Annotated in this window: 16 protein-coding genes and 1 pseudogene; 8 read left to right on the forward strand and 9 right to left on the reverse strand. The window is 75.8% G+C overall.

Annotated features, from left to right (window positions below):
- Positions 1–16 precede the first annotated feature (16 nt).
- Both ACFWJB_RS11870 and ACFWJB_RS11875 read right to left on the reverse strand, forming a co-directional pair.
- On the reverse strand, positions 17–664 hold the full coding sequence (locus ACFWJB_RS11870; protein WP_386921887.1) for a response regulator: 648 nt from the start codon (positions 662–664) through the stop codon (positions 17–19).
- Complete coding sequence (locus tag ACFWJB_RS11875; protein ID WP_386921889.1) at positions 661–1887, reverse strand: sensor histidine kinase; 1227 nt, start codon at positions 1885–1887, stop codon at positions 661–663. The genes ACFWJB_RS11870 and ACFWJB_RS11875 overlap by 4 nt, the downstream gene beginning before the upstream one ends.
- A gap of 252 nt (positions 1888–2139) precedes the next feature.
- On the opposite strand from ACFWJB_RS11875, the gene ACFWJB_RS11880 reads away from it, so the two are divergent.
- Together ACFWJB_RS11880 and ACFWJB_RS11885 are read left to right on the forward strand one after the other, a co-directional pair.
- Complete coding sequence (locus ACFWJB_RS11880; RefSeq protein ID WP_385458338.1) at positions 2140–2694, forward strand: heme-binding protein; 555 nt, start codon at positions 2140–2142, stop codon at positions 2692–2694.
- An 86-nt stretch (positions 2695–2780) separates the two neighbouring features.
- Entirely contained in the window at positions 2781–4196 is a 1416-nt protein-coding gene (locus ACFWJB_RS11885; protein ID WP_386921892.1) for a M1 family metallopeptidase, read from the forward strand.
- 15 nt (positions 4197–4211) lie between these two features.
- Here ACFWJB_RS11885 and ACFWJB_RS11890 read toward each other — a convergent pair whose 3' ends face one another.
- On the reverse strand, positions 4212–5159 hold the full coding sequence (locus ACFWJB_RS11890) for a GNAT family N-acetyltransferase (RefSeq protein ID WP_386921894.1): 948 nt from the start codon (positions 5157–5159) through the stop codon (positions 4212–4214).
- Between the two features lie 65 nt (positions 5160–5224).
- Here ACFWJB_RS11890 and ACFWJB_RS11895 point away from each other — a divergent pair, with 65 nt between their 5' ends.
- Complete coding sequence (locus ACFWJB_RS11895; RefSeq protein ID WP_386921896.1) at positions 5225–5725, forward strand: hypothetical protein; 501 nt, start codon at positions 5225–5227, stop codon at positions 5723–5725.
- Positions 5726–5749: 24 nt separating this feature from the next.
- On the opposite strand, the gene ACFWJB_RS11900 is transcribed toward ACFWJB_RS11895, so the two are convergent.
- A complete protein-coding gene (locus ACFWJB_RS11900) occupies positions 5750–6442 on the reverse strand; it encodes a pentapeptide repeat-containing protein (RefSeq protein WP_386921898.1) in 693 nt (230 codons plus the stop codon).
- A 159-nt stretch (positions 6443–6601) separates the two neighbouring features.
- Here ACFWJB_RS11900 and ACFWJB_RS11905 point away from each other — a divergent pair, with 159 nt between their 5' ends.
- Entirely contained in the window at positions 6602–8104 is a 1503-nt protein-coding gene (locus ACFWJB_RS11905; RefSeq protein WP_385458343.1) for an MFS transporter, read from the forward strand.
- 45 nt (positions 8105–8149) lie between these two features.
- Here ACFWJB_RS11905 and ACFWJB_RS11910 read toward each other — a convergent pair whose 3' ends face one another.
- Positions 8150–9556, reverse strand: a complete 1407-nt coding sequence (locus ACFWJB_RS11910; RefSeq protein WP_386921900.1) for an NAD(P)/FAD-dependent oxidoreductase — start codon at positions 9554–9556, stop codon at positions 8150–8152.
- 254 nt (positions 9557–9810) lie between these two features.
- Between ACFWJB_RS11910 and ACFWJB_RS11915 the strand changes: the two genes are divergently transcribed.
- Positions 9811–14901, forward strand: coding sequence for a hypothetical protein (locus ACFWJB_RS11915; protein ID WP_386921902.1), 5091 nt, complete (start codon positions 9811–9813; stop codon positions 14899–14901).
- Positions 14902–14926: 25 nt separating this feature from the next.
- On the opposite strand, the gene ACFWJB_RS11920 is transcribed toward ACFWJB_RS11915, so the two are convergent.
- Positions 14927–17755, reverse strand: coding sequence for an AAA family ATPase (locus ACFWJB_RS11920; protein WP_386921904.1), 2829 nt, complete (start codon positions 17753–17755; stop codon positions 14927–14929).
- Between the two features lie 356 nt (positions 17756–18111).
- Here ACFWJB_RS11920 and ACFWJB_RS11925 point away from each other — a divergent pair, with 356 nt between their 5' ends.
- The 3 genes from ACFWJB_RS11925 to ACFWJB_RS11935 all read left to right on the forward strand — a co-directional run bounded on the left by ACFWJB_RS11925 (position 18112) and on the right by ACFWJB_RS11935 (position 21694).
- A complete protein-coding gene (locus ACFWJB_RS11925) occupies positions 18112–18795 on the forward strand; it encodes a LuxR C-terminal-related transcriptional regulator (protein ID WP_386921906.1) in 684 nt (227 codons plus the stop codon).
- Positions 18796–18959: 164 nt separating this feature from the next.
- Positions 18960–19637, forward strand: coding sequence for a DUF4255 domain-containing protein (locus tag ACFWJB_RS11930; protein WP_385458348.1), 678 nt, complete (start codon positions 18960–18962; stop codon positions 19635–19637).
- The gene (locus ACFWJB_RS11935; RefSeq protein ID WP_386921908.1) at positions 19634–21694 is read left to right on the forward strand and encodes an ATP-binding protein; all 2061 of its coding nucleotides are present in this window, start codon (positions 19634–19636) and stop codon (positions 21692–21694) included. Before ACFWJB_RS11930 ends, ACFWJB_RS11935 begins: the two co-directional genes overlap by 4 nt.
- Before the next feature lie 21 nt (positions 21695–21715).
- Here the strand turns inward: ACFWJB_RS11935 and ACFWJB_RS11940 are convergent, their stop codons facing one another.
- The 3 genes and pseudogenes from ACFWJB_RS11940 to ACFWJB_RS11950 all read right to left on the reverse strand — a co-directional run.
- A complete protein-coding gene (locus ACFWJB_RS11940; protein ID WP_386921910.1) occupies positions 21716–23155 on the reverse strand; it encodes an RICIN domain-containing protein in 1440 nt (479 codons plus the stop codon).
- A 112-nt stretch (positions 23156–23267) separates the two neighbouring features.
- On the reverse strand, positions 23268–24683 hold the full coding sequence (locus ACFWJB_RS11945; protein WP_385458351.1) for a DUF4157 domain-containing protein: 1416 nt from the start codon (positions 24681–24683) through the stop codon (positions 23268–23270).
- 99 nt (positions 24684–24782) lie between these two features.
- Positions 24783–26705, reverse strand: a pseudogene (locus tag ACFWJB_RS11950) (hypothetical protein); the annotation flags it as partial.

Below are 26705 nucleotides of genomic sequence, written 5' to 3' on the forward strand. Positions count from 1 at the left end.
CGGGGGGCCTTCGGCGTCACGGCAGCAGGCGCCGCTCCTTGGCCACCGCCACCGCGCCCGCGCGGGTGTCGACGCCGAGCTTGTCGTAGATGCGGCGCAGATGGGTCTTCACCGTGGCCTCGCTGATGAACAGGGCCCGGGCGATCTCCCGGTTGCCGAGGCCGGTGGCGAGCTGGGCCAGGATGTCGCGCTCGCGGTCGGTGAGTGAGGGGCGCGGGCTGCGCAGGCTGGCCATGACCCGGCTGGCGACCGGCCCGGACAGCGCCGTACGGCCCCGCGCCGCGGCGTGGATCGCGGCGAACAGCTCCTCCGGGCGCTCGGCCTTGAGCAGGTAGCCGGTCGCGCCGGCCTCGATGGCCCGGGTGATGTCGGCGTCGGTGTCGTACGTGGTGAGCACCAGGACGTGCGGGCACCCGCCGCCGGCGGCGGTGAGGCGGCGCGTGGTCTCGACTCCGTCGATGCCCTCGCCGAGTTGAAGGTCCATCAGCACCACGTCCGGCGCGAGCCGCGCGGCGAGGGCGAGCGCCTCCTCCCCGGTACCGGCCTCGCCGGCCACCTCGATGCCGGGGGCGCTGTCGAGCAGGGCCAGCAGGCCGGCGCGTACGACGACGTGGTCGTCGCAGACGAGGATGCGGACGGGGGCCGGGGCGGCCGGTTCGGTCATCGGGGTGCCTCCAGCGGGTCGGCCGGGTCGGTGCGGGGCGGGTCCAGGGGGACGGCGGCGGACAGGACGGTGCCCTCTCCGGGGGCGGACTCGACGGTCAGGGTGCCGGCGAGCGCGCGCATCCGGGCGCGCATGGCGGGCAGTCCGTGCCCCCGCACCCCGGACGGGGCGCCGGGCGGCGCGGCCGGGTCGAAGCCGTGGCCGTCGTCGGTGACGTCCAGGACCGCCTGGTCGTCCAGCAGCGTGAGGGTGAGCGCGGCGGCGGACGCGCCCGCGTGCTCCCGGACGTTGGCCAGGGCGCCCTGGGCGATCCGCAGCAGGGCCGACTGGACCCGGTCCGGCAGCAGCGGGGCCCGGCCGCCGTCGTCCACGTGGACCCGCACGGTGAGGTGGTCGCCGGACTCCCGCGCGGCCAGGGCGCGCAGCGCCGCCACCAGGCCGCCGCCGCGGGCGAGGTCGGCCGGGGCCAGGTCGTGCACGAAGCGGCGGGCCTCGGCGAGGTTGTGCTCCGCGACGGACGCGGCGCCCCGGACGTGGGTGCGGGCCTTGACCGGGTCGGACTCCCAGACCCGCTCGGCCGCCTGGAGCAGCATCCGCTGGCTGGACAGGCCCTGGGCGAGGGTGTCGTGGATCTCCATGGACAGCCGCTGGCGTTCGGCGAGGGTGCCCTCGCGGCGTTCGGCGGCGGCGAGTTCGCGGCGGGTGCGGATCAGGTCGTCGATCAGGGCGCGCTGCCGGGCCGCCTGGCGTTCGGTGTGCAGGAAGACGGCCGTGGCGATGGCCGCGACGGCCGGCGGGGCGAGCAGCAGGTTCGGGTCGAAGCGCCCGGCCAGCCGGAGCTGCGCGGCGACGACGAACACGGTAAGGACGGTCACCAGCACGAGCGCCGCCCGGGCCGGCAGGGTCCGCAGGCCGGTGTAGAAGAGGGGCACGGCGCACCAGGCGAAGCTGGGCGCGAGGACGACGAGCACCATCCACACCGCGACCACCGCGCCGAGCCAGGCCAGGTGCCGCGGGGCGGGCCGTGCCGCGGCACCGCTCAGCACGGGCCCGAGCAGGTGCAGCGCGGCGAGGGCGAGCGACAGGGCGATGATCCAGGGGGTGCGGGGCTCGCCGGGGTGGCGCAGCAGGAAACGGGCGAGTGCGCCGCCGAGCAGCAGGAAGAACGCCGCGTGCAGGACGGCGCCGAGCCACCGGGTGTCCGGGTCGCCGGGCTTCGGCATCACGCCTCTCCTGTCCACCGTTGCGTCCTGCCCTTCCGAGCCGCGCGTTCCCTCCCATGGTGACCTGTCCGGACGGTCACCGGGTCAGCCGATCGGACGACCCCGCCGTCGCCCGTTCCGTCGCCGGACGGCAGCCGGAACGGCGACCGCTCACCCCGGGCGCGGGCCGGAGGGTGGAAGGCAGACGGACGGAAGCGGCCCGCAGGGGCCGGACGCGGACCGTCCGCCCCGACCCCGAGGAGCAGACCCACCATGAAGAAGACCCTTTCCCGGCGCGCCCGTATCGCCACCGGCGGCGCCGTCCTCGCCGCCGTCGCCGCGGGCACCTTCGGCACGGTGGCGGCCAACGCCTCGGCACCGGAGGCCGCCCCGGCCGCCGCCCCCGCCGCGGCCGGCAAGCGCGGCACCACCACCTCCACGCACCTGACGATCGAGGCCGCGAACGAGGCCGCCCGGGCCGCGCTGAAGGCGGCGGCGAAGGACGGTCAGCGGATCACGGTCGCCGTCGTGGACCGCAACGGCAACACGATCCTCACCATGCGCGGGGACGGCGCCGGCCCCCAGTCGTACGAGTCGGCCGTGAAGAAGGCGTACACCGCCGTCTCCTGGAACGCCACGACCACCGAGCTGGAGGGCCGCCTGGAGAACGCCCCGAACCTGAAGGACATCCCGGGCACGCTGTTCCTGGGCGGCGGCGTCCCGGTGACCGCCGACAAGGCTCCGATCGCCGGTATCGGTGTCGCGGGCGCCCCGTCCGGCGCCCTGGACGAGAAGTTCGCCCGGGCGGGCGCGGAGGCGCTGCGCTAGGCCCTGTCGTCAAACTCCCGTCTGCCTGGCGCCCAACGGCCGGTTCCGGTGGGTGTTTCACGTGAAACGCCCCTTAGGATCACGGCGTGCGCCCCACCCGTCTGCTCGTAGCCGCCGCCACCCTCGTCGCCCTCACGGCATGCAGCAGTGGCGGCGGCGGTGGTGGTGGTGTCGACGGCGCCCCCGGCGGTTCGGGCGTGCGCGACCCGTACTTCCCGAAGGCGGGCAACGGCGGCTACGACGTCGGCCACTACGACCTGGTGCTCGACTACGACCCCGACGCCGAGCGGCTCACCGGCACGGCGACGATCACCGCGCGGGCCACCCAGGACCTGTCCGCCTTCAACCTGGACCTCAAGGGCCTGGACGTCCGGAAGGTCACCGTCGAGGGCCGGGACGCCCGCTTCAACCGGGCCGGACAGGAGCTGACCGTCCGCCCGCCGGACGAGCTGAACGAGGGCGAGACGTTCCGCGTGCGGGTCCGCTACTCCGGCGAGCCCGAGACCGTGACCGACCCGGACGACTCCGAGGAGGGCTGGCTGCCCACGGACGACGGCGCGGTCGGACTCGGCGAGCCGACCGGCTCCATGGCCTGGTTCCCGGGCAACCACCACCCCTCCGACAAGGCGACCTACGACCTGGCGATGACCGTCCCCGAGGGCTACGGGGTGGTCTCCAACGGCCAGCCGGCCGGTGAGACGACCGACGGCGGCCGTACGACGTTCCGCTGGCACACCGGCGAGCCGATGGCGAGTCATGCCGTCACGGTCGCCGTCGGCGACTGGCGGATCAGCCGCTCGGCCACCGAGGACGGCCTGCCGGTGTACACGGCCGTCGACCCGGAGCAGGCCGGCGCGAGCCGGGCGGTCCTCGCGCGGATCCCCGCGATCATGAAGTGGGAGCAGGCCACCTTCGGCCCGTACCCCTTCTCCTCCACCGGCGCGATCGTCGACCGCCCGGACGACGCCGGCTACGCGCTGGAGACCCAGACCCGCCCCTACTTCCCCGGCGCCCCCGACACCGAGACCCTCGTCCACGAGCTGGCCCACCAGTGGTACGGCGACTCCGTCACCCCGAAGACCTGGCGCGACATGTGGCTCAACGAGGGCTTCGCCACCTACGCGGAGTGGCTGTGGTCGGAGGACCACGGCGGCGACACCGCGCAGGAGACCTTCGACGCGCTCTACGACGGCGACTACTTCGACGACGCGGCGGCGAACGAGGCCGTCTGGGCGTTCCCGCCCGGCAAGCCGTCCGACGCCGCCCACATCTCCGACCTCCCGGTCTACCAGCGCGGCGCGATGGTGCTGCACCGCATCCGGCAGACGGTCGGCGACGACGCCTTCCGCGCCCTGCTGCGCGACTGGGCCGCCGCCCACCGCCACGGCAACGCGGACACCGACGACTTCACGGCGTTCGTGGAGAAGTCGGCCCCCGGCGAGGACTTCACGGAGATCTGGGAGGACTGGCTGTTCGGGGACGGGAAGCCGGAGCGCCCCTGAGCGCGGGGCGCCGCCTCACTCCCCGAACGCGTCGAGCAGCCGGGGCAGGTCCGGCGGCCACAGGGCCTCGGGCGCCTCGGCGAGTTCCGCGCGGCTCCACCAGCGCCAGGTGAGGATGCCGTCCGCGGCGTGCGCGGCGGCGAGGTGGGCGCCGGTCGGCTCGCGCCGGGGGCCGTGGGCCACGTAGATGTGCTCGTGCTGGCGGACCGGGCCCACGCTCAGGTGGGTGAAGTCGTGTTCCCAGGTGCACAGCAGCGGGCCGGGCTCCAGGTCCGTCCAGCCGGTCTCCTCGCGCAGTTCGCGCTGGGCGCCCTCGCGGGGGCTCTCGTCCGCCTCCAGGCCGCCGCCGGGCATCGCCCAGTGCACACCGACCTCGACGTTGTCGTAGCGCAGCAGGAAGACCGCGCCCTCGGGGTCGAGCACGGCGACGCGGGCCGCGCGGCGCGGGATGCGCAGCGGCTTGCGCAGCACCGTGCAGGGGCGGCCGGCCCCGAGGTCCCGGCGGTGGTCGACGGTCTCGTAGCCGAGGGCGGTCCAGAAGGCGAGGCCGTCGCTGTTGCCGTCGAGGACGGCGAGCCGCAGACCGGCGTGGCCCGCGGCCCGGAAGCGGTCCTCGACGAGGGACGCGAGCCGCCTGCCGTGGCCTTTCCGGCGCAGGCGCGCGTCCACCATCAGCAGGCCGATCCACGGGTCCGGGTCGGCCGGGTCGGGGTGCCGGGCGAGGGTGACCGCGATGCCGACCAGCCGGCCCGCGTCCCGGGCGAGCAGGACCTCCGCGCCCGGCCGCGCCAGCTCGTCGGCCAGCGCCGCCGCCACCTGCTCCGGACGGATGTCGTCGGGGTCGGGGAAGTCGCCGCTCAGGGCGTGGAAGGCGCGGTGGGAGGCGTAGAGGGCGGTGAGCTCGGTCAGGAGCGGGCCCGGGATGTCGTGGTCGGGGGCGAGCGTGAGCGGGGTGAGGATCACGCCCGGCAACCTACCCGGCCCGGGGCCGGGACGGCCCGGAGCGGCGGCATGACACCATCACCTGCGTGCTCGACATCGGCTACGCCCTCTCCACCCGTTTCCCCGACCCTCCGCAGACGGACTACCGCCGCGCGGACGTCCACGCGCTGCGGCACGACCTGTTCTGCGGGGACGTGTACCTCGCGGACACCAAGGAGGACCGGGAGATCTCCACGGCCTGGGGATGGGTGCCGGTGCTGGACTTCGCGTGGGCGCTGTGCGACATCGTGGAGCAGGTCGACCGGGACCCGGCGGGCTCCCGGGCCGCCCGGCCGCAGCGCGCCGAGCTGGACTTCACCGAGTCCACCGACCGCCTGCTGGTCGAGCGCCGCTTCGGCTGGGTCGACATCGAGGCGGAGTGGCTGCCGGCGACCGAGCCGCCGCTGTCCTTCTCGCACGGCGAGCTGCGGCGGGAGGCCCGGGACTTCCTCCACGACCTGATCGCCGACCTCACGGACCTGCACGAGGACCTGGCGGAGAACCCGGCGGTCTGGACCCTCCAGGCCCGCTTCCCCCGCGTCTCCTGACCGGCTCCGGCGCTCCGCCGGCCCCTACTCCTCCGCCAGCACCCGCAGCCCCAGCTCCGCCGCCAGCACCGGCGCCAGGTCGAGCAGCTGGGCCGGGCTGATCACCGCCCCGGCCAGCCGGTCGACGCCCCGGGCCAGCTCCAGCGGGGCGGCACCGCGCAGGTCGACGTCCGTCAGGGTCGCCGCGCTGAGGTCGGCGTCCCTCAGGGCGCAGTCCACGAACGCCACCCGCTCCAGGCGCGCGCCCCCGAAGTCCGGCTCGACCAGGACACAGCCCTCGAAGACGACGTCCTTGAGCCGCGCCCGGCGGAGGTTCAGGTAGTCGATCTTGCCGCCGCGGATCAGCACCCGCTCCAGCGAGGCTCCGTGGAGCTGCGTGCCGCCGAGGCGGGCGTCGGTCAGCTCCACGTCGCGCAGGGTGGCCTCGGCGAGGTCCGTGCCGACGCCCCGTACGCCGGTGAGGACCGAGTCGAGCAGCCGGGCGCGCGGCAGGGACGTCTCGTCCAGCGCGCACGCCGTCAGCGCGCAGTCCATGAACCGGGCGCCCGCGCCGTCCTGTCCGGCGAAGTCCGCCTCGGTGAACTCCAGCCCGTCGTAGTCGCCGTCCGGCTCCAGCTCCCCGCCGCCGTGGGGCTCCAGCGCCGGCAGCCGCACCTGTGGGCGCCGCACCTCCCGCACCGCCGCCGTACCGCCGCCGCCCGTCGCTCTCCTCGCCATGCCGCCCATGCTGCACCCCGCCACCGACAACCGCCCCCACCCGCGGCGCCGCGCGCTCCGGGACCGGGGGACGGCCGGGAAGGTGGTTCTGGAGCCACAACCGCCGACGGACGACCGGAAAGGGATGCGATACGTCCCGATTCATGGTCTTCTGGCCAGATGAGTGACACCCGGACAGGTGAGGGGACCGCCCCCGCGGACGCCGACCCCCGCCGCTGGTGGGGGCTGGTGGTGATCGCCCTGGCCCAGCTGATGGTCGTCCTCGACGCGACGATCGTGAACATCGCGCTGCCCTCGGCACAGCGGGACCTGGGCATGTCCGACGCCAACCGCCAATGGGTGATCACCGCCTACACCCTCGCCTTCGGCGGTCTGCTGCTGCTCGGCGGGCGCATCGCCGACCTCGTGGGACGCAAACGCACCTTCGTCATCGGGCTGATCGGCTTCGCCGCGGCCTCCGCGCTCGGCGGCGCCGCCGTCGGCCCGGCGATGCTCTTCGGCGCCCGCGCGCTCCAGGGCGTCTTCGCGGCCGTCCTCGCACCGTCCGCGCTGTCCCTGCTGACGACCACCTTCACCGACCCCAAGGAGCGCGGGAAGGCCTTCGGCATCTACGGCGCGCTGGCCGGCAGCGGCGCCGCCGTCGGCTTCATCGTCGGCGGCGTGCTCACCGAGTATTTGAACTGGCGCTGGTGCCTGTACGTCAACATCCCCATCGCCGTCGTCGCCGTGATCGGCGCCCTGGTGCTCCTGCACGACCGGCCCGGCCACGCCGACGTCCGCCTCGACGTCCCGGGCGTGGTCCTCGGCTGCGGCGGCCTGGTCGCCCTCGTCTACGGCTTCAGCGAGGCACAGCCGCGCGGCTGGACCGACCCGCTCGTGCTGGCGCTGTTCGCCGCGGCCGCCGCCCTTTTGGGGACCTTCGTGTGGTGGCAGACCCGGGCGCCGGTGCCCCTGCTGCCGCTGCACATCATCCGCGACCGCAACCGCGCCGGCTGCTTCCTGACGATGATGCTGGCCGTCATCGGCATGTTCGGGCTGTTCCTGTTCATGACCTACTACCTCCAGGTCATCCTCGTCTACTCCCCCGTGCAGACCGGCCTGGCGTTCCTTCCGATGACGGCCGCGATCGTCATCGGCTCCACCCAGATCTCCGCCCGGCTGCTGCCCCGCGTGGGCCCGCGGATGCTGATGGTCCCCGGCATGCTCCTCGCCTCCGGCGGCATGGTGATCCTCACGCGGCTGACCGTGCACTCGCAGTACACCTCCGAGATCCTGCCCGCCCTGCTCCTGATGGGCCTCGGCATGGGCCTGACCTTCATGCCGGTCTTCTCCACCGCCACCGCCGGCGTCGCCCCGCAGGACTCCGGCGTCACCTCGGCGACGGTCAACACGTCGCAGCAGGTGGGCGGCTCGATCGGCACGGCGCTGCTCAACACCGTCGCCACCAGCACCAGCGCGACCTGGATCACGGCCCACCTCACCGACCCCACCCGGCGGCAGGAGATCATCCGGGAGGGCATCGTCCACGGCTACACGGTCGCCATCTGGGTGGCCGCCGGCATCATGCTGCTGGCGGGTCTGATCGCGGGCCTGATGGTGACGGCCAAGGCCCCGAAGCACGGCACCCCGGCCGACCACCCGGTACCGGAACCGGTGGGCTGAGGGGCCCTCGCGGGCCTCCGGCGGCGCGCGGCGTTCAGTGGCGTCCTAGTGGCGTCCCGCCACCCGGTCGGCCAGCCGTGCCAGCCGGGACGACGCGGCACTGTGCGTCGTCCACTCCCGCCGGTCCGCCTCCCGGTACACGGCGTACATGCCCCGCACGCCCAGCCAGCGCAGCGGCTCCGGTTCCCAGCGGCGCACCCGGTGGCCCACCCACGGCAGCTCGGTCAGGCCGGTGGGGCCGCCCTGGCCCGAGTCCTGCCGGACCAGGTCGCCCAGGGTGCGGGCGGCGAGGTTGGCGGTGGCGACTCCGGAGCCGACGTAGCCGCCCGCCCAGCCCAGCCCCGTCGACCGGTCCAGGGTGACGGTCGCGCACCAGTCGCGCGGCACGCCCAGCACCCCCGACCAGGCGTGCTCGATCCGCAGCCCGGCCAGCGAGGGGAAGAAGCGGACCAGGATCGCGCGCAGCGCCTCGACGGTCGCCGCCTGCGTGGTGCCGTCGTCGTCGGTGCGGGATCCGAAGCGGTACGGGACCCCGCGCCCGCCGAGCGCGATCCGGCCGTCGGCGGTGCGCTGCGCGTACATGTAGGCGTGCGCCATGTCGCCGAGGGTCTGCCGGTCCGCCCAGCCCACCGACTCCCACTGCGCGTCGGTGAGCGGCTCGGTGGTGATCATCGAGGAGTTCATCGGCAGCCAGGTGCGCCGCTGGCCCTTGAGGGAGGCGGTGAAGCCCTCGGTGCAGCGCAGCACGTAGGGCGCCCGGACGGTGCCGTACGGCGTCACCGCCCGCCGGGGCCGGATCTCCGTGACCGGTGTCGACTCGTGGACGGTCACCCCGAGGCGCTCGACGGCCGCCGCGAGGCCCTTGACCAGCTTCACGGGGTGCAGTCGCGCCCCGTGCGGCGTCCACGTCGAACCGACGGCGCCCGCCACCCTGATCCGCTCCGCCGTCTCCCGGGCCCCGTGGAGCCGCCGGTCCTTCTCGCCGAACGCCAGCTCGGCCTCGTGGAACGCCTTCAGCCGGGCCGCCTGCGCGGGCGTGCACGCCACCTCCAGCACCCCGCCCTTGTGGACGTCGGCGTCGATGCCCTCCTCCGCGGCGGCCCGGATCACCTCGTCCACGGTGTCGTTCATCGCCCGCTGGAGCCGCACCGCCGCCTCGTGGCCGTGCAGCTTCGCGTACCGGTCGCGGCCCGCGATGCCGTTGTACAGCCAGCCGCCGTTGCGGCCGGAGGCGCCGTAGCCGCAGAACCGCTGCTCCAGGACCGTGATGCGCAGGGACGGGACGGCCTTCTTGAGGTAGTACGCGGTCCACAGTCCCGTGTACCCGCCCCCGACGATCACCACGTCCGCCGACGCGTCCCCGGCGAGCGGTTCCCGCACCGCCGGGAGACCGTCGTCCGCGTACCAGTAGGAGATGCCACCGTTCACGACGCCGCTGCCCGGACTGCTCATGACCGGACGCTAACCCTGGTGGAGGGCCGTTGTCTGCTTCGGATTCCGTGGACTTTCGGGCCGCGCGGAGCGGCGGCCGGCCTCGCGGACCGCCGCCCGGCGGCTTGGCACCGCACGGTTCCCGAACACTCGCTGGTCTGTCAACAACCCGCCGATGCACCGTAGTTGAACAGCGGAAAACCTTTCGCCGACGATCTTCCCGACCCCGTCCGCAGGCCCCGTGCGGACGCGTCCGCGTCCCTACGCTGACGCGGGTGCGAGGACAGCGACAGGGACGACGGCAGCCGGACGAAGGCCGGGACACCGCCCGTGGGCGGGCTCCCTCGACCCCCTCGGCGCCCGTCCCGGAGCGCGTACCGGGCCCCGGCCGGTCCGGTGGGGCCGGGCCGCGCTCCATGCTCGCCCTCCAGCAGACGGCGGGGAACCTGGCCGCCACCCGGGCGGCCCGGCCGGCGGGCGGGCCCGCGCCGGGCCTCGGCACCCTGACGGAGGCCGCGGAGCACGGCCTGACCCTCCCCCCGTACCTCCTCGGCCTCGAGGCCCCGGGGCTCTCCTCCGCCCACGGGCTGACGGGACACGAGTTCGTCCGCACCACGGTCGCCGCCGCCGTCGGGCGCACCGACGGCACGGTCGCCGAGATCGCCCGGGAGCTGGCCGGGAGACCGGAGTCCTTCTACGGACAGGGCCGGGCCTTCGCCGTCGAGGGGGCCGACGGCCGGGGCTGGTACGACGTGACGGTCACCGTCTCCCGCGCCCCCGACGAACGGCCCCCGGAGATCGACCCGTCCGCCCTCGCCCGGGCCAAGGACGAGGCCACCAAGGTCGACGTCCACCACACCTCGGCCACCGCCGTGACCTCCGGGTCCGGCAGCTCGTCGAGCTACGGCGCGGGCGGGACCTTCTTCGCGCTCGCGCCCGTCGTGCCCGGACTCCACCTGGGCGGCGTGGGCATGGCCCAGGCCCAGCCCTGGCAGTCCTCGCGGGAGAGCCGCGGCCAGAAGGGCGTCGCCGAGCCGCGGGTGCTGCGCAGCGACTCGGGATCGGTCGAGGTACCGCGCAGGGTGCGGTACGGCGTGCGCGTCCAACGGCAGGACGCGGCCCCGGCGCCCACCGTGTACGGCGACGGCACGCTGACCCAACGGGTGCCGACCGAGAGCCTGGTCCCGTACGACACCCCCGCCCCGCCGCCGGCGCGGACCGTCGACGGCGCCCTGGCCGGGCGCCTGCGGCACGCCGGGTCCCTGGCGCCGGTCGCCGTCACCGCCGCCGGCGGCACCGGACCGCAGGCGGGCGGCGGCGGGCTGTTCGACGCGGTCGCCGCCGTGCTGCACCCCTCGCTCACCGCCCCCGGCACCCCCGGACGGGCCCGGCTGTACGCGGCGACCTCCACCGCGGCCGTCCTGGAGGACATGCCCCGGCTGCTGGGCAACGGCGTCGTCGGCGAGGACCTGACCGGGCCGGACTCCCGTACGGCCGGCACGTACCGCATGCGCGCCCGCATCACCGGCCTGGCGCCCGGATGGCCCGCCGGGAAGACGCAGTTGCGCACCCACGCCCACTCCCAGCACACGGCCGCCGACGCCGCCGGCAAGGGCCGTGCCGGCGCGATCGGGGCGGGGCCGGCCGCCGGTGCCGGCCTCGTCGGGAACGCCGCCGTCGTCCGGGCCGGGGTGATGCCCACCGCCGCCGCCCGCAAGGCCCGCTTCACCCAGTACGACCAGACGACGGCGCGCCGGCTGGGCGCCGAGGTCCGCGGCGACAAGGTGCTCTACCTGGCCACCGTGGACCTCACGGTCGAGGGCACGGGGACCGCCTCCGCGGACATGCTGCTGGGCCGGGCGTCCCGGGTGGCCCACCACCCGATGCGGATGTGGCTGACCCTGCGGGCGGACGAGGCCCGGGACCTGGGCCTGGAGCTGCCGCCCGGCGTGGCGGCGGAGGCCTTCGTCACCCGGCCGAAGCGGCGCCGGGAGGGTGCCGCGGCCGACGGGGGGACGGAGGACGTCGAGCGCCACCTCCCGTTCGGCGCCCTCGGGGGCAGCGTCGCGCTCGACCGGCTGGACACCACCGGGATGATCGCGTACATCGAGAAGGTCTTCGCCACGGATCCCCGGCTGGAGGGCTTCCTGCCCTCCTTCGGCGAGCGGAGGGGATCCGTCCCGTCCCCGGAGGAGGCCGAGGCCCAGCGGCACAACTACCGGGAGCTGGTCACCCGGCTCTCGGAGACCAACCTGAAGGCCAACAAGGACCAGTTGCTGTCCTCGGGCGTGCCGGTGCGCCTGCGCCGCAAGAGCCGTATGCACGCCCACGACGTGCAGGTCCGGGTCACGGGCACGCTCGGTGACCCGGAGTACGCCGGCGACATCGGGGACTGGCTGGTGCGCAGCCACTCCGGCGTCACCAGCAACCTGCAGAGCGGACGCGGCAGTTCGCGGTCGGCCGGCTGGTCGGCGGTCGGCCAGGTGCGGATCGTCCCCGGCGTGCTGACGGGCTCGGCCCGCCGGGACCGCAACCGCGTCAACAGCGCCCGCCGCAACCAGGCCGGGCCCACCACCCGCAGCGACGTCCTCACCAACGGCTCCGAGGACGCGAGCGTGTTCTCGGCGCCGCTGAACCTCCAGGTGCAGGTCACCATGACGCACCGGCAGCGCAAGGCCCGCCGCGCCGTCCTCCCCGGCTCCCCGGGGCGCGACGTGCCCAAACCCGAGCGCCTCGTCCGGGCGGACCTGGAACAGCAGGACGTGCGGCTGCTCACGCCGACCGCGTTCACCCTGGACGGCGAGGGCCGGCGCCGGCTCGACGCGGAGACCGCGGCGCGCGGCGCCCGGACCCGGGGACCGGAGTGGCAGGTGGACGCCCGGGGCATCGGGGACCTGGCCACGCTGACACCCCGCCCGGCCCGCGGCCGGGCCCTGCGGCACTGGACGCTGGTGGAGACCGTCGGCTCCGGTGCGGAGATCCGCGGCCTCGCCTTCGACCTGCTGGCCCGGGCCGCGGCGAGGGACAAGGGGGTGCGCGAGGACCGCGCCCTGCAGACCGAGGGGCTCGCCCCCCGGCAGGCGATCGAGGAACGGCTCGGCCCCGGAGCGCTCACGGGCGCGCTGCGCCAGGCGGTGTCCTCGGGATGGGTGGTGAAGAACCTGACGTACCCGCGGCGGCTGGCCGCGCTCGACGGCGCGGTCGGCATGCGGCTGGCGCTCACGGACCCGCGGGTGGTGCACGAGGGTTCGGGACCCGGCACGGAGACCTTCCTGCTCGGCGGGCACCAGGCCGGCGGCCAGCAGGCGCGCGGCAGCAGCACGACGTACCAGGGCGGGCTGACGGGCCTGCAGAACGGCCCCGAGTGGCGCACCGGGGAGGGCTTCGCGGTGACCCGCGGCAAGGGGGAGAGCAGCGCCGAGGGCCTCACCGTGTCCGGCACGGTCGAGCGCAACGCCCACACCCCGCGCAAGGCCCCGCTGTACCTGGTCCGGTGCGATCTGCTGGTCACCATGGTCGCCGAGGTCAAGGTCACCGGCGGCGGCCCGTACGTGACCAGGGCGGCGCGGACGCTGCCGGGGCAGGTGGGCGTGTGGCTGACGGCGGAGCAGCTCTCGGCCCAGGGGCTCAGGCCCCCGGTGCGCACGTCCGGGGAACCTGCCGCGGACGGCGCGGCCGTGCCCCGGCAGGACCGGGCGCGGACACCGGCCGAGGGGACCCGGCGGGAGGGTGGTCCCCGCGCGGCCGCGACGCCCCTGGTGCCGCCCGCCGACCCGGCCCGCACCCCCGCGCGGCCCGTCCCCGCCCTCGACGCCCGCCTGCCGCTCGGCATGGGCATGGTCGAGGAACTGCCGGACTTCGTTCCGCTCCTGGGCAGGCTGCGCGACGCCCTCGGCCGGCGCGACCGGCGCCTGGCCGCGGACCTGCTGCCGCACCGGCAGCTCGACGACCCCCACGACAACGTGCAGCGGCTGCTGCGCGTCCTGGACCGGGACGGCTCCGAGGGGCTGCTGTCGAGCGCCATGGACGGCGGGGTCACCGTGGAGCTGTTCGACGGCCGCAGGACGCCGTACTGGGCGGTGTTCCGGGTGGACCGCAAGGGACCCGGCCGGTTCGACGGGATGGCCGGCGACAAGCGGGACATGGAGTACATCACCTCGGCCTCCGCCCAGCGGGCGGCCGCCCGGGACCAGAGCCGCTCGCTCGGTGCGGAGGCGGTCCTCGCGGGGTCGGGGAAACCGGACGGGGGCGCCGGGACGCTGAAGAGCACGGGCGGTGTCGCGGGCGCCGGAGCCGCCGCGACGGACTCCGAGCGCAAGGGTTCCGCCTCGCGAGGCCAGGTCGGCATGAAGCTGGTCGCCGACGCCGCGACGAAGCCGGCGAGGATGCGGCTGCCGATCGACGCCTCGTTGGAACTGCACTCCCCGAAGGGCCGGGCGGCCGTCGTCGGGCTGGGCCGCAGGACCATGGTGCACCGCGTCCCCGAGGACGACCTGACGGCCCTGGCCCGGCTGGAGCCCGTCACCGCGGGGCCGGCCGCCCAGGAGCCGCCCACCGCGGCGGACGCGGATCCCGGCCGGCTCGGTGCCTGGCGGGACGGCGGGGTGCGGCTGCCGACGGAGGCGCAGGTCAACGGCTTCCAGGGGGCGCCCCGCGTACGGCAGCTGGTCGACGCGGCGGTGGCGGAGGCCGGCGGCGGCCACCGCTACCGCGACAACGGGCAGACGGCCGCGTACACCCTGCGGGAGGCGGTCTCCACCGAGTGGCTGATCTCGGCGCTGCCGCTGCTGACCAACGCGGGGGCGGAGCTGCCGCCGGTGCACGCGAGCGGGGCGCAGGGCCAGGACCTGCGGGCGTCGGTGCACGCACGGCTGCGGGCCGGGAAGGTGCTGGGCACCGGCGCGAAGATGTCCTTCGAGGCGATCGCGCCGAGCGGCCCGGAGGGGCCCCGGCCCACCCAGGACGACGGCCAGTACGCGACGGACCACGCGCGGACGGGACGCGGGCTGTTCGGCGCGGGGGTCCTCAACGCCACCGAGTTCCGCCTCAACCAGGCCCTGGTCAACGCGGACGGCTCGGGCGGCGCGGGCGGCCCGACGGCGAGCGGCTCCGGCTCGATGCCGGTGCACAAGCCCAAACAGCGGTCGGTCCTCGTCCAGTTCACCCTGGACGTCCGGGTCGTCGCGCGGGTCACCGCACGAGGCACCCACCGCACCGGCACGGCCGTGCGCGACCTGACGCTGCCGGCGCCGGTGGTGGTGCGGATGCCCGAGCCGGTCGTCCGCCGCCTGCTCGCCGAGACGGCGGACGACACCAGGCTCCGCGCGGACGCCGGGCGTCTGGCCGTCGCCGACCCGCAGCCCTGAGCACCGGACGCCCGGGGCGGGCGGCTCACGGGCGGGGGGCCAGGGGACGGTCGCGGTCCAGCGCGGCGGGCAGCTCGGTCCGGCGGCGTATGCGCAGCTTGCGGTAGGTGCTGGTCAGGTGGGTCTCCACGGTGCGCCGGGCCAGGTGCAGCAGCTCGGCGATCTCGGTGTTGGTCCGGCCCGCGGCGGCCAGTTCGGCGATCCGGCGCTCGCTGTCGGTCAGCGCCCCGGAGCCGGTCCGGGCGTTCGCCGGGCCGCGGGCGCCGCTGTCGCGCAGGGCCTGTCCGGCCACGGCGAGCAGCCGCGCCGCGCCCGTGCGCTCGGCCAGGTCCGCCGCCTCGCGCAGGCGGTCGCGGGCACGGCCCCGTTCACCGGCGGCGAGGAGCTGGCGGCCCTGGGCCAGCAGCGCCTCGACCAGCTCCGCCGCGGCGCCGTCGGGCGCGTCCCGCAGGACGCCCACCGCCTCCTCGGCCAGCCGCGCACCGCGCCGCCCCCCGGTGGCGGTGCCGAGCACGCGCAGCGCGCGGCCCACCGTGCGCGGGGTGTTCCACACCCGGGCCAGCCGCAGTTCCTCCGCCGCCAGGGCCAGTGCCTCCTGGCCGCCGCCCAGCGCCAGCCGGCACTGCGCGACCGCCGTCCGCCACGGGGTGACGACCGGGCTGACCACGTCGCGGGCGGTCTGCCGGCGTCCGCACTCCAGGAAGTCGTGCAGCGCCCCCGCCGTGTCGCCGGCGGCGGCCCGCTGCACGCCCCGCGCGTACAGGAAGCGGTTCAGCTCCCAGGACTCCGGCGCCCGGCTCAGGTCGAACGCGGCCGCGAGACGGCCGGCCTCGTCGACGCGGCCGGTGTGGACGAGCGCCAGCAGGGCGTGGGCGTCCCGGTTGGTGGGCCCGGTGCGGGAACCCGCCGTGCCGGCGCGCGGTTCGCCGGCGAGCAGGCCGGCGTGGTCGCCGCGGGCCGCGCTGATGTCGGCGCGGGTGTTGAGGAGCGCCTGGTGCATCGGGTGCAGCAGGGCGGGGTGCTGCCCGGCCAGCCCGCGCTCCACGAGCCGTTCCGCCTCGTCCAGTTCGTCGGCCCACTGGGCCACCGCGGCGGCCGTGCCCAGCAGGAAGGGCTCGGCGAGCGGGTCGGTGGGCTGGGCGAGGAGACCCCGGACGCGGGTCATCGCCTCCCCGGCCGAGATCAGCCCGGCCGTCGCCGCGTACCGCACCAGCAGGGCCTGCCCGGCGGTGCCCACCAGCTCCGGGGAGTCCTGGCCGGTCTCGCACAGCCACCGGTACACCTCCTGACGGGTCGCCAGGTCCTCGTCGGACAGCAGCGCGCCCGCGGCCTGCACGGTGTGGGTGAGGCCCGGGTGGCCGGACAGCCGGCCGGCGGTGCGGCGCAGCACCTCCATGGCCGTACGGATCTCCCCGCGGCCCGCGAGGGCGGTGCCGAGGGCGACGGCCGTGCGCACCCGGTTGCGCGGGTCGGCCGGCAGGTGCTGCGCCTCGGCGAGGCGCGCGATGGCCGCGGGGCCGTCGGCCGACGCGTACTCCAGGGATCCCAGCTCGGTCAGCAGCCGCTGGCGCCGGCCGTCGTCGAGCGGCTCGTCCAGCGCCCGGCGCAGATAGCCGACGGCGTCGCCGGGCCGGGCGTCGTGCACGGCGACGGTCACCGCGTCCCGCAGCACGCGCAGGGCCCAGGGCAGCCCGACGGCCGGCGCCCGCAGCAGGTGCCGGGCGATCGCCTCGACCCGGCCGCCGCGGCGCAGCAGCACCTCGGCCGCGGCCCGGTGCGCGGCCTCCCGGCGCGGTCGCGGCCAGCCGGTGAGTACGGCGTCGCGCAGCAGCGGATGCGCGTAGCGGGGCCGGCCGGCGCCGTCCCGCCGCAGCAGCCCGAGCCGCGTGGAGGCGGCGAGCCACCCGGCGACCCGGGCGGGGTCCGCTCCGGCGGCCTCGGCGAGCAGGTCGACCGGCTCACCGGCGTCCGCCCCGGCCGGGGGCCCCGCCGGGTCGTCGTCCCCGCCCGGCGGCCACGCCTGCTCCAGCGCCGCGAGGCACCGGGCCACGTCGGCCGTCGCGGCGCCGGCGCTGTTCAGCCACCAGGAGACGGCCGCCGGGTACGACCCGGGGTACAGCTCGGCGCTGGTGTCGGGCAGGGCCGGGACGCCGCCGGGCGCGGCACCGTCCGGGCGCGGCGCGCCGCCGAGGTCGTCCAGCAGGGCGTGCAGCAGCAGCGGGCTGCCGGCGCCGGCCCGCACACACTGAGCCGTCCAGTCCGGCCCCGCCGCCGGGAAGGCCTCCCGCACCACGGCGGCCGCCGCCGCGTCGCCGAGCGGGGCGAGGGTGTGGGTGCGCACGAGGGAGGGCGACAGGGCCTGGCTCAGCCCGGCCGGCCGCGGGTCGATGTCGTACTGGCTGCGCTCGGTGGCCACCAGCAGTACCGGTAATCGGTCCAGGCGCCGTGCCGCCTCCGACAGCCAGCGGCGCGACGGCTCGTCGGCCAGGTGGACGTCGTCGGCCGCCACCAGCAGCGGCCCCTCGGCCGCGTACGAGCGCAGCAGCCGCCACAGCCGGGCCGCGCTGCCCCGGTCGTCGCCGTCGGGCGACAGGTCGGTGAAGTCCGGCACCGACGCGAGGAGTTGCAGGACCGTCCCGAAGGGCACCGCGGTGTCCTCGGGCGAGCAGCGCGCCCGCAGCACCCGCATGCCGCGGTCCGCCGCGTACCGCACGGCGCTCTCCAGCACGGCGGTGCGACCGGTGCCGGTGGCGCCGCGCACCAGGACGAAGCCCCCGGTGCCGGCCCGGGCACGCTCGGTCTCGGTCGCCAGCAGCGCCCGGGCGTCGTCGCGTTCACGGAGCGGTCCGGTCATCGGGTGCCTCCTTGGTGGATGGTGCTCCCCCGGTCTGTGAGACGGGCGGATGCGGGCTCGGGTGGTGTGAGGTGGCCCACGCGCGGGAACGGTGTTCCCTGGCCCGCGCGGTGGCTGTGGCGAGGCTCACGGTGGTGCGCGGCCCCGGCCACGGACCCGCGCACCCGCGCGCAGGACCCTCCTGACCTGCCCGAACGCCCACCCGAGGGGTGTCCCTCACGGTGCCCGTCCTGGTCTCGTGGTGTGACTCGTGGTGCTCCACGATTGCGCGGCCGCGGCAGCCGAAGAAGTGTGGAACACGCTCATCCGCTACCGGCCCCTGCCGGACGGCGGGCTCGTGAACAGGGGGGAAACGGTTGCTCAGCTCACCCCGGACCACCACCACGGCCACCCTCGGCGCCGGCCGGGTCACCCAGGCCGTCGACGGGCGTGTTCCGGTGGCGGTGTCCGCTCCGGACCCGATCAGCCGCGAGGGCGCGATCAGCCAGCTGCGCCGGCACCCGGAGGTCGACCTGCGCGAGGAGTCCGGCCCCGGCACGGTGGCACTGCTCATCGAGGACGCGCTGGACGAGGCGGCGCTCACCCGGCTGCGGAGGATCGTGCGCAGCGAGGGCGCGCGCGCCGTGCTCGTGGTCGGCGCGATCCGCGAGACCGAACTGCTGGACGTCGTCGAGTGCGGGGTCGGCGCCATCGTGTGGCGCCACGAGGCCACCGCGCACCGGCTGGTGCAGGCGGTGCTGGCGGCCTCCCGCGGCGACGGCGACCTGCCCGCTGACCTGATCGGACGGCTCATCAGCCAGGTGGGGACCCTGCATCGGGGGGCGGCGGGCCGCCCCGGCGCCCCCTCGCTGGGCCTCGCACCCCGTGAGGTGGACGTCCTGCGACTGGTCGCCGACGGCCTCGACACCGGGGAAATCGCCGGCAAGCTGTCCTACTCCGAACGGACCGTCAAGAACGTCATGCACGGACTCACCACACGGCTCCATCTGCGCAACCGCGCGCACGCCGTGGCCTTTGCCCTGCGGGAAGGCTACATCTGACCGAACGGGCAATCGAAGGCGGCGCGGCGGGACCGCGCGGGCAGACCGTCCTGCCCGGGCGCCGTCCCCGGCGCGCCTGCGGGCCGGACGGCCCCCGGGGCACGATCGACGGCGGACGGCAGGCCGGGCGGAACGGCAGTGCGGGCAGGGGCGGGAGCGCAAGAGTGATCCACGAGGTGGACGAGGTCCTCAAGACCCTCCTCGGCGGCGGGGCGTTGACGGGCTCGGGCATCGACGTGTCCTTCGAGGCACCCACGCGTGACTGGGCGGCCCGGCGCAACGCCCCCGTGGTCAACGCCTACCTGTACGACATCCGGGAGGACGTGGCCCGGCGTCAGCGCGGCCAGATGGCGGTGCGCGACGAGGACGACATCGTGGTGCGGCGCCGCCAGCCGCCGCGCTGGTTCCGGCTGTCGTACCTGGTGACGGCCTGGACGAAGACCCCGCAGGACGAGCACCGGCTGCTGTCCGCCGTGCTCGCGACCCTGCTGCCCCGCGAGATCATGCCGCCCTCCGAACTCCCCGGCTCCCTGGGGGCGCTGGGCCTTTCGGTGCCGCTGACGGTGGCCGGCATCCAGACGGAGTCCCGGTCCCTGGCCGAGATCTGGTCCGCGCTGGGCGGCGAACTGAAGCCGTCCCTGGACCTGGTGGTCACCGCGCCCTTCCCCGCCTTCCCGGAGTACGACGCCGGTCCCCCGGTCACCGAGGGAGCCGTGGTCCGGGTGCGCGACCTGGCCGACGACACGGCGGAGCCCGCCGGTCGCGCCCACCGTCCCCACCAGGTCGCCGCGGCGCGGGCCGCCCGCAGGTCCCGGTCCGGCCGGCCCACGGACCCGCGGTGAACGCCCCGTACACCACCGCCGACGGCCCCGCGCCGGACACGGGCACCCACGGCGATCCCGCCCACGCGCTGCTCGCCCGGCTCGCGGTGCTGCGGGAGCGGGTGACCGTCCTCGCCGAGCAGCGGGCCGCCACCGACCCGACCGCCGACGACCCGTTGCGGGGCCTGTACCTGTCCGAGGAGGCGGTACGGCACCTGCTGCGCACCTGGCCCGCGGACAGCGGTGACGACGGCCCCGGAGCGGACCCCGGTGCCGCCCCCGACGCCGTCCACGGCGACGTACACGGCGGGGAGACGGCCGACCGGCTGGCACGGCTGGCCGCACGGGCGGCGCTGACCGAACTGGACGTCGCCGTCCTGCTCGTGGCCCTCGCCCCCGACGTCGACCGCACCTTCGAGCCGCTCTACGGCTACCTCAACGACGACGTCAGCCGCCGCCGGGCCACCGCGGGCCTCGCCCTCGAACTGTGCGCCGTGCCCGCGCACGCGGCGGCGGCCCGCGCCCGCCTGCACGCCTCCGCACCGCTGCGCGCCCTCGGCCTGCTGGAGGTCGAGGAGCCGGAACGCCCGTTCCTGACCCGGTCACTGCGGGTTCCCGACCGGCTGACCGGCCACCTGCTCGGCGACGACACCCCGGACGCCGCGCTGCTCGGCCGGCTGCACCCGGTGCCGGAGCCGCTGCCCGCCGACCCGGCCGCCGAGGACTTCGCGCACCGGCTCGCCGCCCGCCTCCTCGCCGGACCGCTCACCGTCCACCTCCGGGAGCAGCACGAGGGGGACGGCCTGGCCGCGATCGCCTCCGCGCTGCGCCTCGCCGGTGTCGACGCGCTGCACTGCCCGGACCCCGGGGACCACGTCCCCGAGCTGCTGCGCGAGGCCCGCCTGGACGGCCGGGCCGTCGTCGTCACGGGCCTGCCCGAGCAGCCGGGCCCGCTGGTGCGGACGCTGACGGCGGCGAGGGACGTGACCGTCCTGCTGACGGACACCCGCCCGTACGACCCGCACTGGTCGCCCGACGATCCGCTGGTCCTGGAGGCGCCGGGCCGCCGGGCCGGCGGGACGCCCGCCTGGCGGGCCGCTCTCGGCGCGGACGCCGACGGCTTCGACCTGGCCGCCACCGTCGCCCCGTACCGCCTGGGCGGCGACCGCATCCGGCGGGCCGCGCAGGCCGCCCGCGCCCTGGCCGCCTTCGACGCCGGCCCGGTCACCGCGGGCCACGTCCGCCTCGCCGCCCGCCGCCAGTCGGCCTCCGGCCTGGAGAGCCATGCCCGGCGCATCCGCCCCGCGGTGGACTGGGGGGACCTGGTCCTGCCCGAACAGCCCCTCACCCAGCTGCGGGAACTCGCCCTGCGCGCCCGCCACCGCGACCAGGTGCTCGGCGACTGGCGGCTCAGCGCCGGCGGCGGTCGAGGCCGGGGCGTCCTCGGGCTGTTCGCGGGCGAGTCCGGCACCGGCAAGACCCTGTCGGCGGAGGTGGTCGCGGCCGACCTGGGCCTGGACCTGTACGTCGTCCAGTTGTCGTCGATCGTGGACAAGTACGTCGGCGAGACCGAGAAGAACCTGGAACGGATCTTCACGGAGGCCGACCGCACCGACGCCGTGCTCCTCTTCGACGAGGCCGACGCCGTGTTCGGCAAGCGCTCCGAGGTCAAGGACTCGCACGACCGGTACGCCAACATGGAGAGCGCCTACCTGCTCCAGCGGCTGGAGTCCTTCGACGGCATCGCCCTGCTCACCACCAACCTGCGGGCCAACATCGACGAGGCGTTCACGCGGCGGCTGGACCTGGTGGTCGACTTCCCGTTCCCGGACGCCGGGCAGCGCCTCGCGCTGTGGCGGCACGGCCTGGCGCACGTCCCGTCCGCCGACGGCATCGACCCGGCGCCCCTGGCCCGGGAGTTCGAGCTGGCCGGGGGTTCGATCCGCAGCGCGGTGGTCACCGCCGCCTACCTGGCCGCCGGGCGCGGGGGCCAGGTGACGGCGGGCGACCTGCTGGAGGGCGCCCGCCGCGAGTACCGCAAGGCGGGGCGGCTGGTGCCGGGCGAGGGCGGCTGGTGACGGCGGCCGCCCTCGCGGACCTCAGTCCTTGTTCGGGTGGACGATCTTCCACTCCGCGTCGTCGGAGGCGGCGCAGTCGTAGATCATCAACCGGGCGAAGAGGTTGCCCCCGTCGGCGCCGTCCAAGTCCAGACACGCGTTGTTGCTGGCGAAGTTGCGGATCCAGTAGACACCGCTCTGCTGTTCGTCGAGCCACCAAAGCTGGTTGTCAGCGGTCGTGCCGTCGCAGTGGAACTCGGCGACGGGCGTCCCGAAGGGCCGGGCACCGTACTCGCCCAGGTCCATGCAGTACTTGTCCTTGACGTTCCGGATCTGGAAGAGAGCCGCCCCGCCGGGACCGCCCTTCTCGTCCGTCACCTCCAGGTCCCAGATCTGGTTGTCCCCGTCGGTGTCGTCGCAGACGGCCTGCTGCACGGGGCCGTTGATCTCCCCCTTCTCACGGCCGGGCAGTTCGGCGCACATGTCGCTGGCGGTGTTGCGCAGCAGGACGTTCCGGGCGGGCACCACGGGCGGCTCGCCCTTGGGCTTCTGCGTCGGCTGCGCGTCGCCGCCCCCGCCACCGCCACCGCCACCGCCGTCGTTCTTCGGTTCCTCGGAGGCCGGCTGCTCGGCGCTCTGGACGGGCTCCGGCGCCTCCAGGGACGGCAGCGTCTCCGGTTTGGCACTGGGGCTGGGCGCGAGCGCGGCGCCCGCCTGCTCCGTCTGCTCGGTGGCGCTGGTGCGGACCTGGGGCTTGTAGGCGATCCAGATCATGACGAAGGCGATGGTCAGGGCCAGGGCGATGCCGAAGAAGGTGGCGAGCCAGCGGGGCAGGAACCCCCGCTGCACGTAGGTCCCCTCGACCTCGGTCGGATCGACGCCCGACCGGCGCACCGCCAGCTTGTACGGCCGCTCCTCCTTCGACCCGAACCAGATGATCCGGCGCGGCTTCAGCGTCGTGTCCACGAACGCCGCGCGCCCCGGCTCGATCTGCACGTTCCCCGGGCGGATCTCGTACGTCAGGTGGTCCCCGGTGTCACTGCCGGCGACCGACGCCGTCACCTTGGTGTTGCCGAGGTTGTCCACCGCGAGCCGCGGCCGTCCCCGGAACCTGCCCTTCACCGTGGGCGGCACCAGTTCCGCCCGCACCTGGGTGAACGGCGTGATCGTCAGGTTGCCCTCGGGGACCGTCACCGCTTCCGGATGCTCGGTCGGCGTGATCCGCACCGCGTACGGATTCGGGCCCGCGGTGGCGTCGGGGGTCCGCGGTGGCGCGAACGTCAGCTCGACGGTGCCGGTCGTTCCGGGGTACAGCCGTAGCGTCTGCGGCTCGACGGTCGTCCAGGGCGCCACCTCCCCGACGGGTTCGAACCGGTACTCGTCGACGACGTCACCGGTGTTGCGCAGCCGTAGCCGCACCCGTGTGCTGCTGCCGGGATCCACCGTGACGGACGCGGGCTCCAGGGAAGTCCAAAGGCTCACGCCGCGACGCTACGGGTCCGCCCCGAAGCCGTCACGGGCTTCCGGGGCAGAGTTCGGTGCACCATCGGTCCCGCGATCCGCGGGCGGACGGGCAGCGGCCCGCCCGCCGGGCTCAGGACTGCTGGGCCGCGAAGAGCGCGTTGAAGTACATCCGCCCGACGCGGTCCTGGATCTTCGCCCGCCTCGTCTTCTTCGCGAAGCCGCGCCCCTCCTCCTCGTCGTACTTGGTGTTCGCCAGCTCGGCCACGATCGCGGCCAGCAGCCGCTGCTGGCCGGCGTCGCCGCTCGCCCGGACGTAGTCTTCGAGGGCCTGCCAGGGGTTGCCCAGGTTGAGGCCCTCCTCCCGGGCGCGTTCCCGGACGGCGCTGGAGATCGTGTTGTCGGAGCTGGTGTACTCCATGCGCAGCTGCCCCGTCAGGGCGTTCTCGTTCACCAGGACGTTGTGGTACTCGACCAGGGCCCGGCGTCCGCCCGACATGTCGACGTCGAAGCCGTCCTGGTGCTGTTTGAGGTGTCCCATCTCGTGCTGGATGGTCTGGGCGACGGTGAAGCCGCCCTCGGCGGTGCTGTTCACCAGGATCAGCCCGTACTGGGCCAGGTAACCGCCGCCGCCGGCCTGGGCCACGACGTCGCTGGCCGGCGTGCTGCCGTCGTGCCAGCCGTTGACCTCCTGGACGGTCAGCTTGCCGTCCGCGGGGGTCAGGCCGACGACGTTGCCCGAGGGGTACTTCTCGAAGGGCAGGTCGGCCCGGACGCCGGGCGGCACCTCCACGATCTTCACGGCGCGGGTGATGCCCAGCGCCGTCGTCGCCGACTCGACCAGCGCCGGGTCCAGGGCCCGCTGCACGGGAGCGGTCGTCAGGCCGCCCGTGGCGCGCTGGACGGCGTCCTCCCGGTCGCCCGCCCGTGCGTCGACCGCGCGCTGCGCGACGACCGAGGGGGCGGTGGCGGCACCCGAGGCGAAGGCGGCGCCGTCGGCGACCGCCGCGCGCTCGGAACCCTGCCCGGGGTCGGTGACGGTGACGCCCGCGCCGTTGTCGTTGCCCGTCTCGCGGACGCCCCTGAGGTTCTTGTCCAGGTGACTGGCCTCGTGGGCGAGGATCTCCGTGTTCCCGACGGCCGAGGGCCCCAGGAAGATGTGGCTGCCGACCGTCATGGCCTGCGCGCCCATCGCCGCGGTCGCCCGCTGCGCCGTCGGGTTGTCGTGCACGCGGCCCGCGGACAGGTTGTCGTTCTGGTAGAAGGACTTCGCCTTGGCGAGGAAGGGGCCGGGCAGGGGACTGCTCGGGGTGGCCATCGCGGCGTCGAGGAGACCGCGCTGGGCCGTCGGGCCGGTGTCCGCCGCCTGCCCGTGCCCGCACCCGGGACCGTGCTCGTGCCGCTCCGCCTCGACGGCCCGGGCCACGGCCGCGTTCCCCGCCCTGTGCTGGAGGTCCAGCATCCGCTGGACCGGCGCGCTCGGCGGGACCACGGGGCGGTGGGTGTCCCGCTCGTCGGACGGTCGTCTCCGCGTTCCGTGCGCGCGCACGATGCTCCCTTCGACACGGACGGCTGACCCCCCAGCCTGACCGGTCCACCCCTTCGCCGGCAGGTCCGCGAGGGCAGCCCTGGGGGCAGCCGGTCCGGCCTAGCCGTCCGCGAACGGCCGCGCCTGCGACGCCGGCATCCGGATCACCACCGGCGTCACCAGTACGCCGTCCCGCACCCCCACGGCCGCCGGGCCGCGCAGCCGCTGCGTGTGCCGGTGCCGGACCCGGGCCACGGCGCGGAACTCCAGGGTGAACTGGACGAGCGCCGAGGTCTCCTTCGGCTTCTGCAGCGGCACCGTGCCGGCCGCGTGGCCCGCCGTGCCGGTGGGACCGCCCTCGGCTCCGAAAGCACCGGGCGTGTTGGTCATGCCGGACTGGTCGACCCTGACCGGACCGGCGCCTCCGCCGAGGCCGCCCGCGCGCCCGCGCCGCCCCGCCTGCCGGTGCTCGACACCCGCCGGTCGGCCGTCCTCCGCCGTGCTCTGCGCCACCGTCTCGAAGGTCATCTCCTCGCTCTCGCCCAGCAGCCGGCCGTCCAGCAGCCGCGCGTGCAGCGAGCAGTCGATGTCCTGCCCCTCGACCCCGGAGGCGTGCACCGGCGGCAGTTCGGCTCCGCCCGCGACCAGCAGGGGCAGCGCGGCCTGGAGCCACTCCGTGGAGACCGCCTCGCGGTGCGCGTAGTACGCGGCGTTCCCCGGCCTGCGGAAGCCCGTGTCGGCGTGCGCGTCGGCCATCGCCCCGCCGATCAGCGCCCTGACCTGTGGTGCGCCCCGGAACCCGTCGGCCTGCGCCTCCAGCGGGAGCGTCGCCCCGGCGGCCCGCCAGGCGCTCAGGCCCCCCGGGGAGGCCTCGTGGGCGCCGGCCGCGACCGCCGGGTACTGCCCGGGGGCGCGCTCCTGCGGCACCGGGCTCATCCGGGCGAGGGCCGCGAGGTCCTTCTCCAGCGTGCGGTGGACCAGGCTCGCGTCGAAGCCCACGGTGGCCAGCCGTCCGCCGGCGGAGCGCAGTTCGAGTTCGGCCCGGACCGGGATGCTCACCCTCGCGGACGGGGCGTCGCCGACGATGGCGCGGAGTCCGGTCTGGGTCCGGGAGTTCCGGGACCGCCCGGTGGACTCCGTCCGGCCGGCGAGGGGGCCCGCGGTGCCGTCGGCCTGCCCGACGGCACCGTCCTCGGACCGGGCGCCGCCCGTCAGCCCGCCGGCGAGGCCGTCGGTCCGGCTCTCCTGGTGACCCTGCGCGCTCTGGGCCGCGGCGACCGTGGCGTACTCCATCTCCCGGTCGCCGGCGGACGGCCCGACGACCGTGCCGGGGCCGGTGCGCCGGACGTGGAAGACGGCCCAGTAGGGCGTCGCCCGGCGGCCGGGCGTGCTGCTGTTGCGCAGCAGTTCCACGGGCACGCCGCCGTCCATGGCACCGGCGAGCAGGCCGGTGGCGCCGTCCCGGTCCAGGACGCGCAGCAGGCGCTGGACGTTGTCGAAGGTGTCGTCGAGGCGGCGGCGCGGCAGCAGGTCGTCGGCGAGACTCCGGTCGTCGACGGCCGCGCGCAGCCGGTTCAGCAGCGGGACGAAGTCGGGGAGTTCGTCGATCAGGCCGAAGCCGACGGGCAGCGTGCCGGCGTGCCCGGGCAGGGCGGTGCCCGGTGCCGCGTCCCGTGTCGTGCCGGTGCCGCCGGAGCCGGACGCGGACGCGGGTTCCCGGCCGTCCGCGCGGTCCGGCTGCTTCCCCTTCCCGCCGGGCTCCGGTGCCGCCGGCCCGAACAGCCCGGCCGGGCCCATCCGGGCGAGCGTGTCCCGCTGTTCCCGCGCCCGTTCCTCCGGGTCGCGCAGGCCCGCCGCCGCGAGCTGGGCGGCGGTGAGCCACAGGCCGACGGCGCCAGGGACGGTGCGGTGCCCGGCGGCCGCGTAGGGGCCCGAGCCGTTGACGGTGACCTCGGCGACCATGCTGACGTCCAGGTCGCACTGGACGAGGTAGAGGGGGCGGGAACGCGGGTTGACGGCGTTGCGCTCCACGGTGCCGCCGAG

The organism is Streptomyces sp. NPDC127100 (assembly GCF_042724095.1).
Lineage (GTDB): Bacteria > Actinomycetota > Actinomycetes > Streptomycetales > Streptomycetaceae > Streptomyces.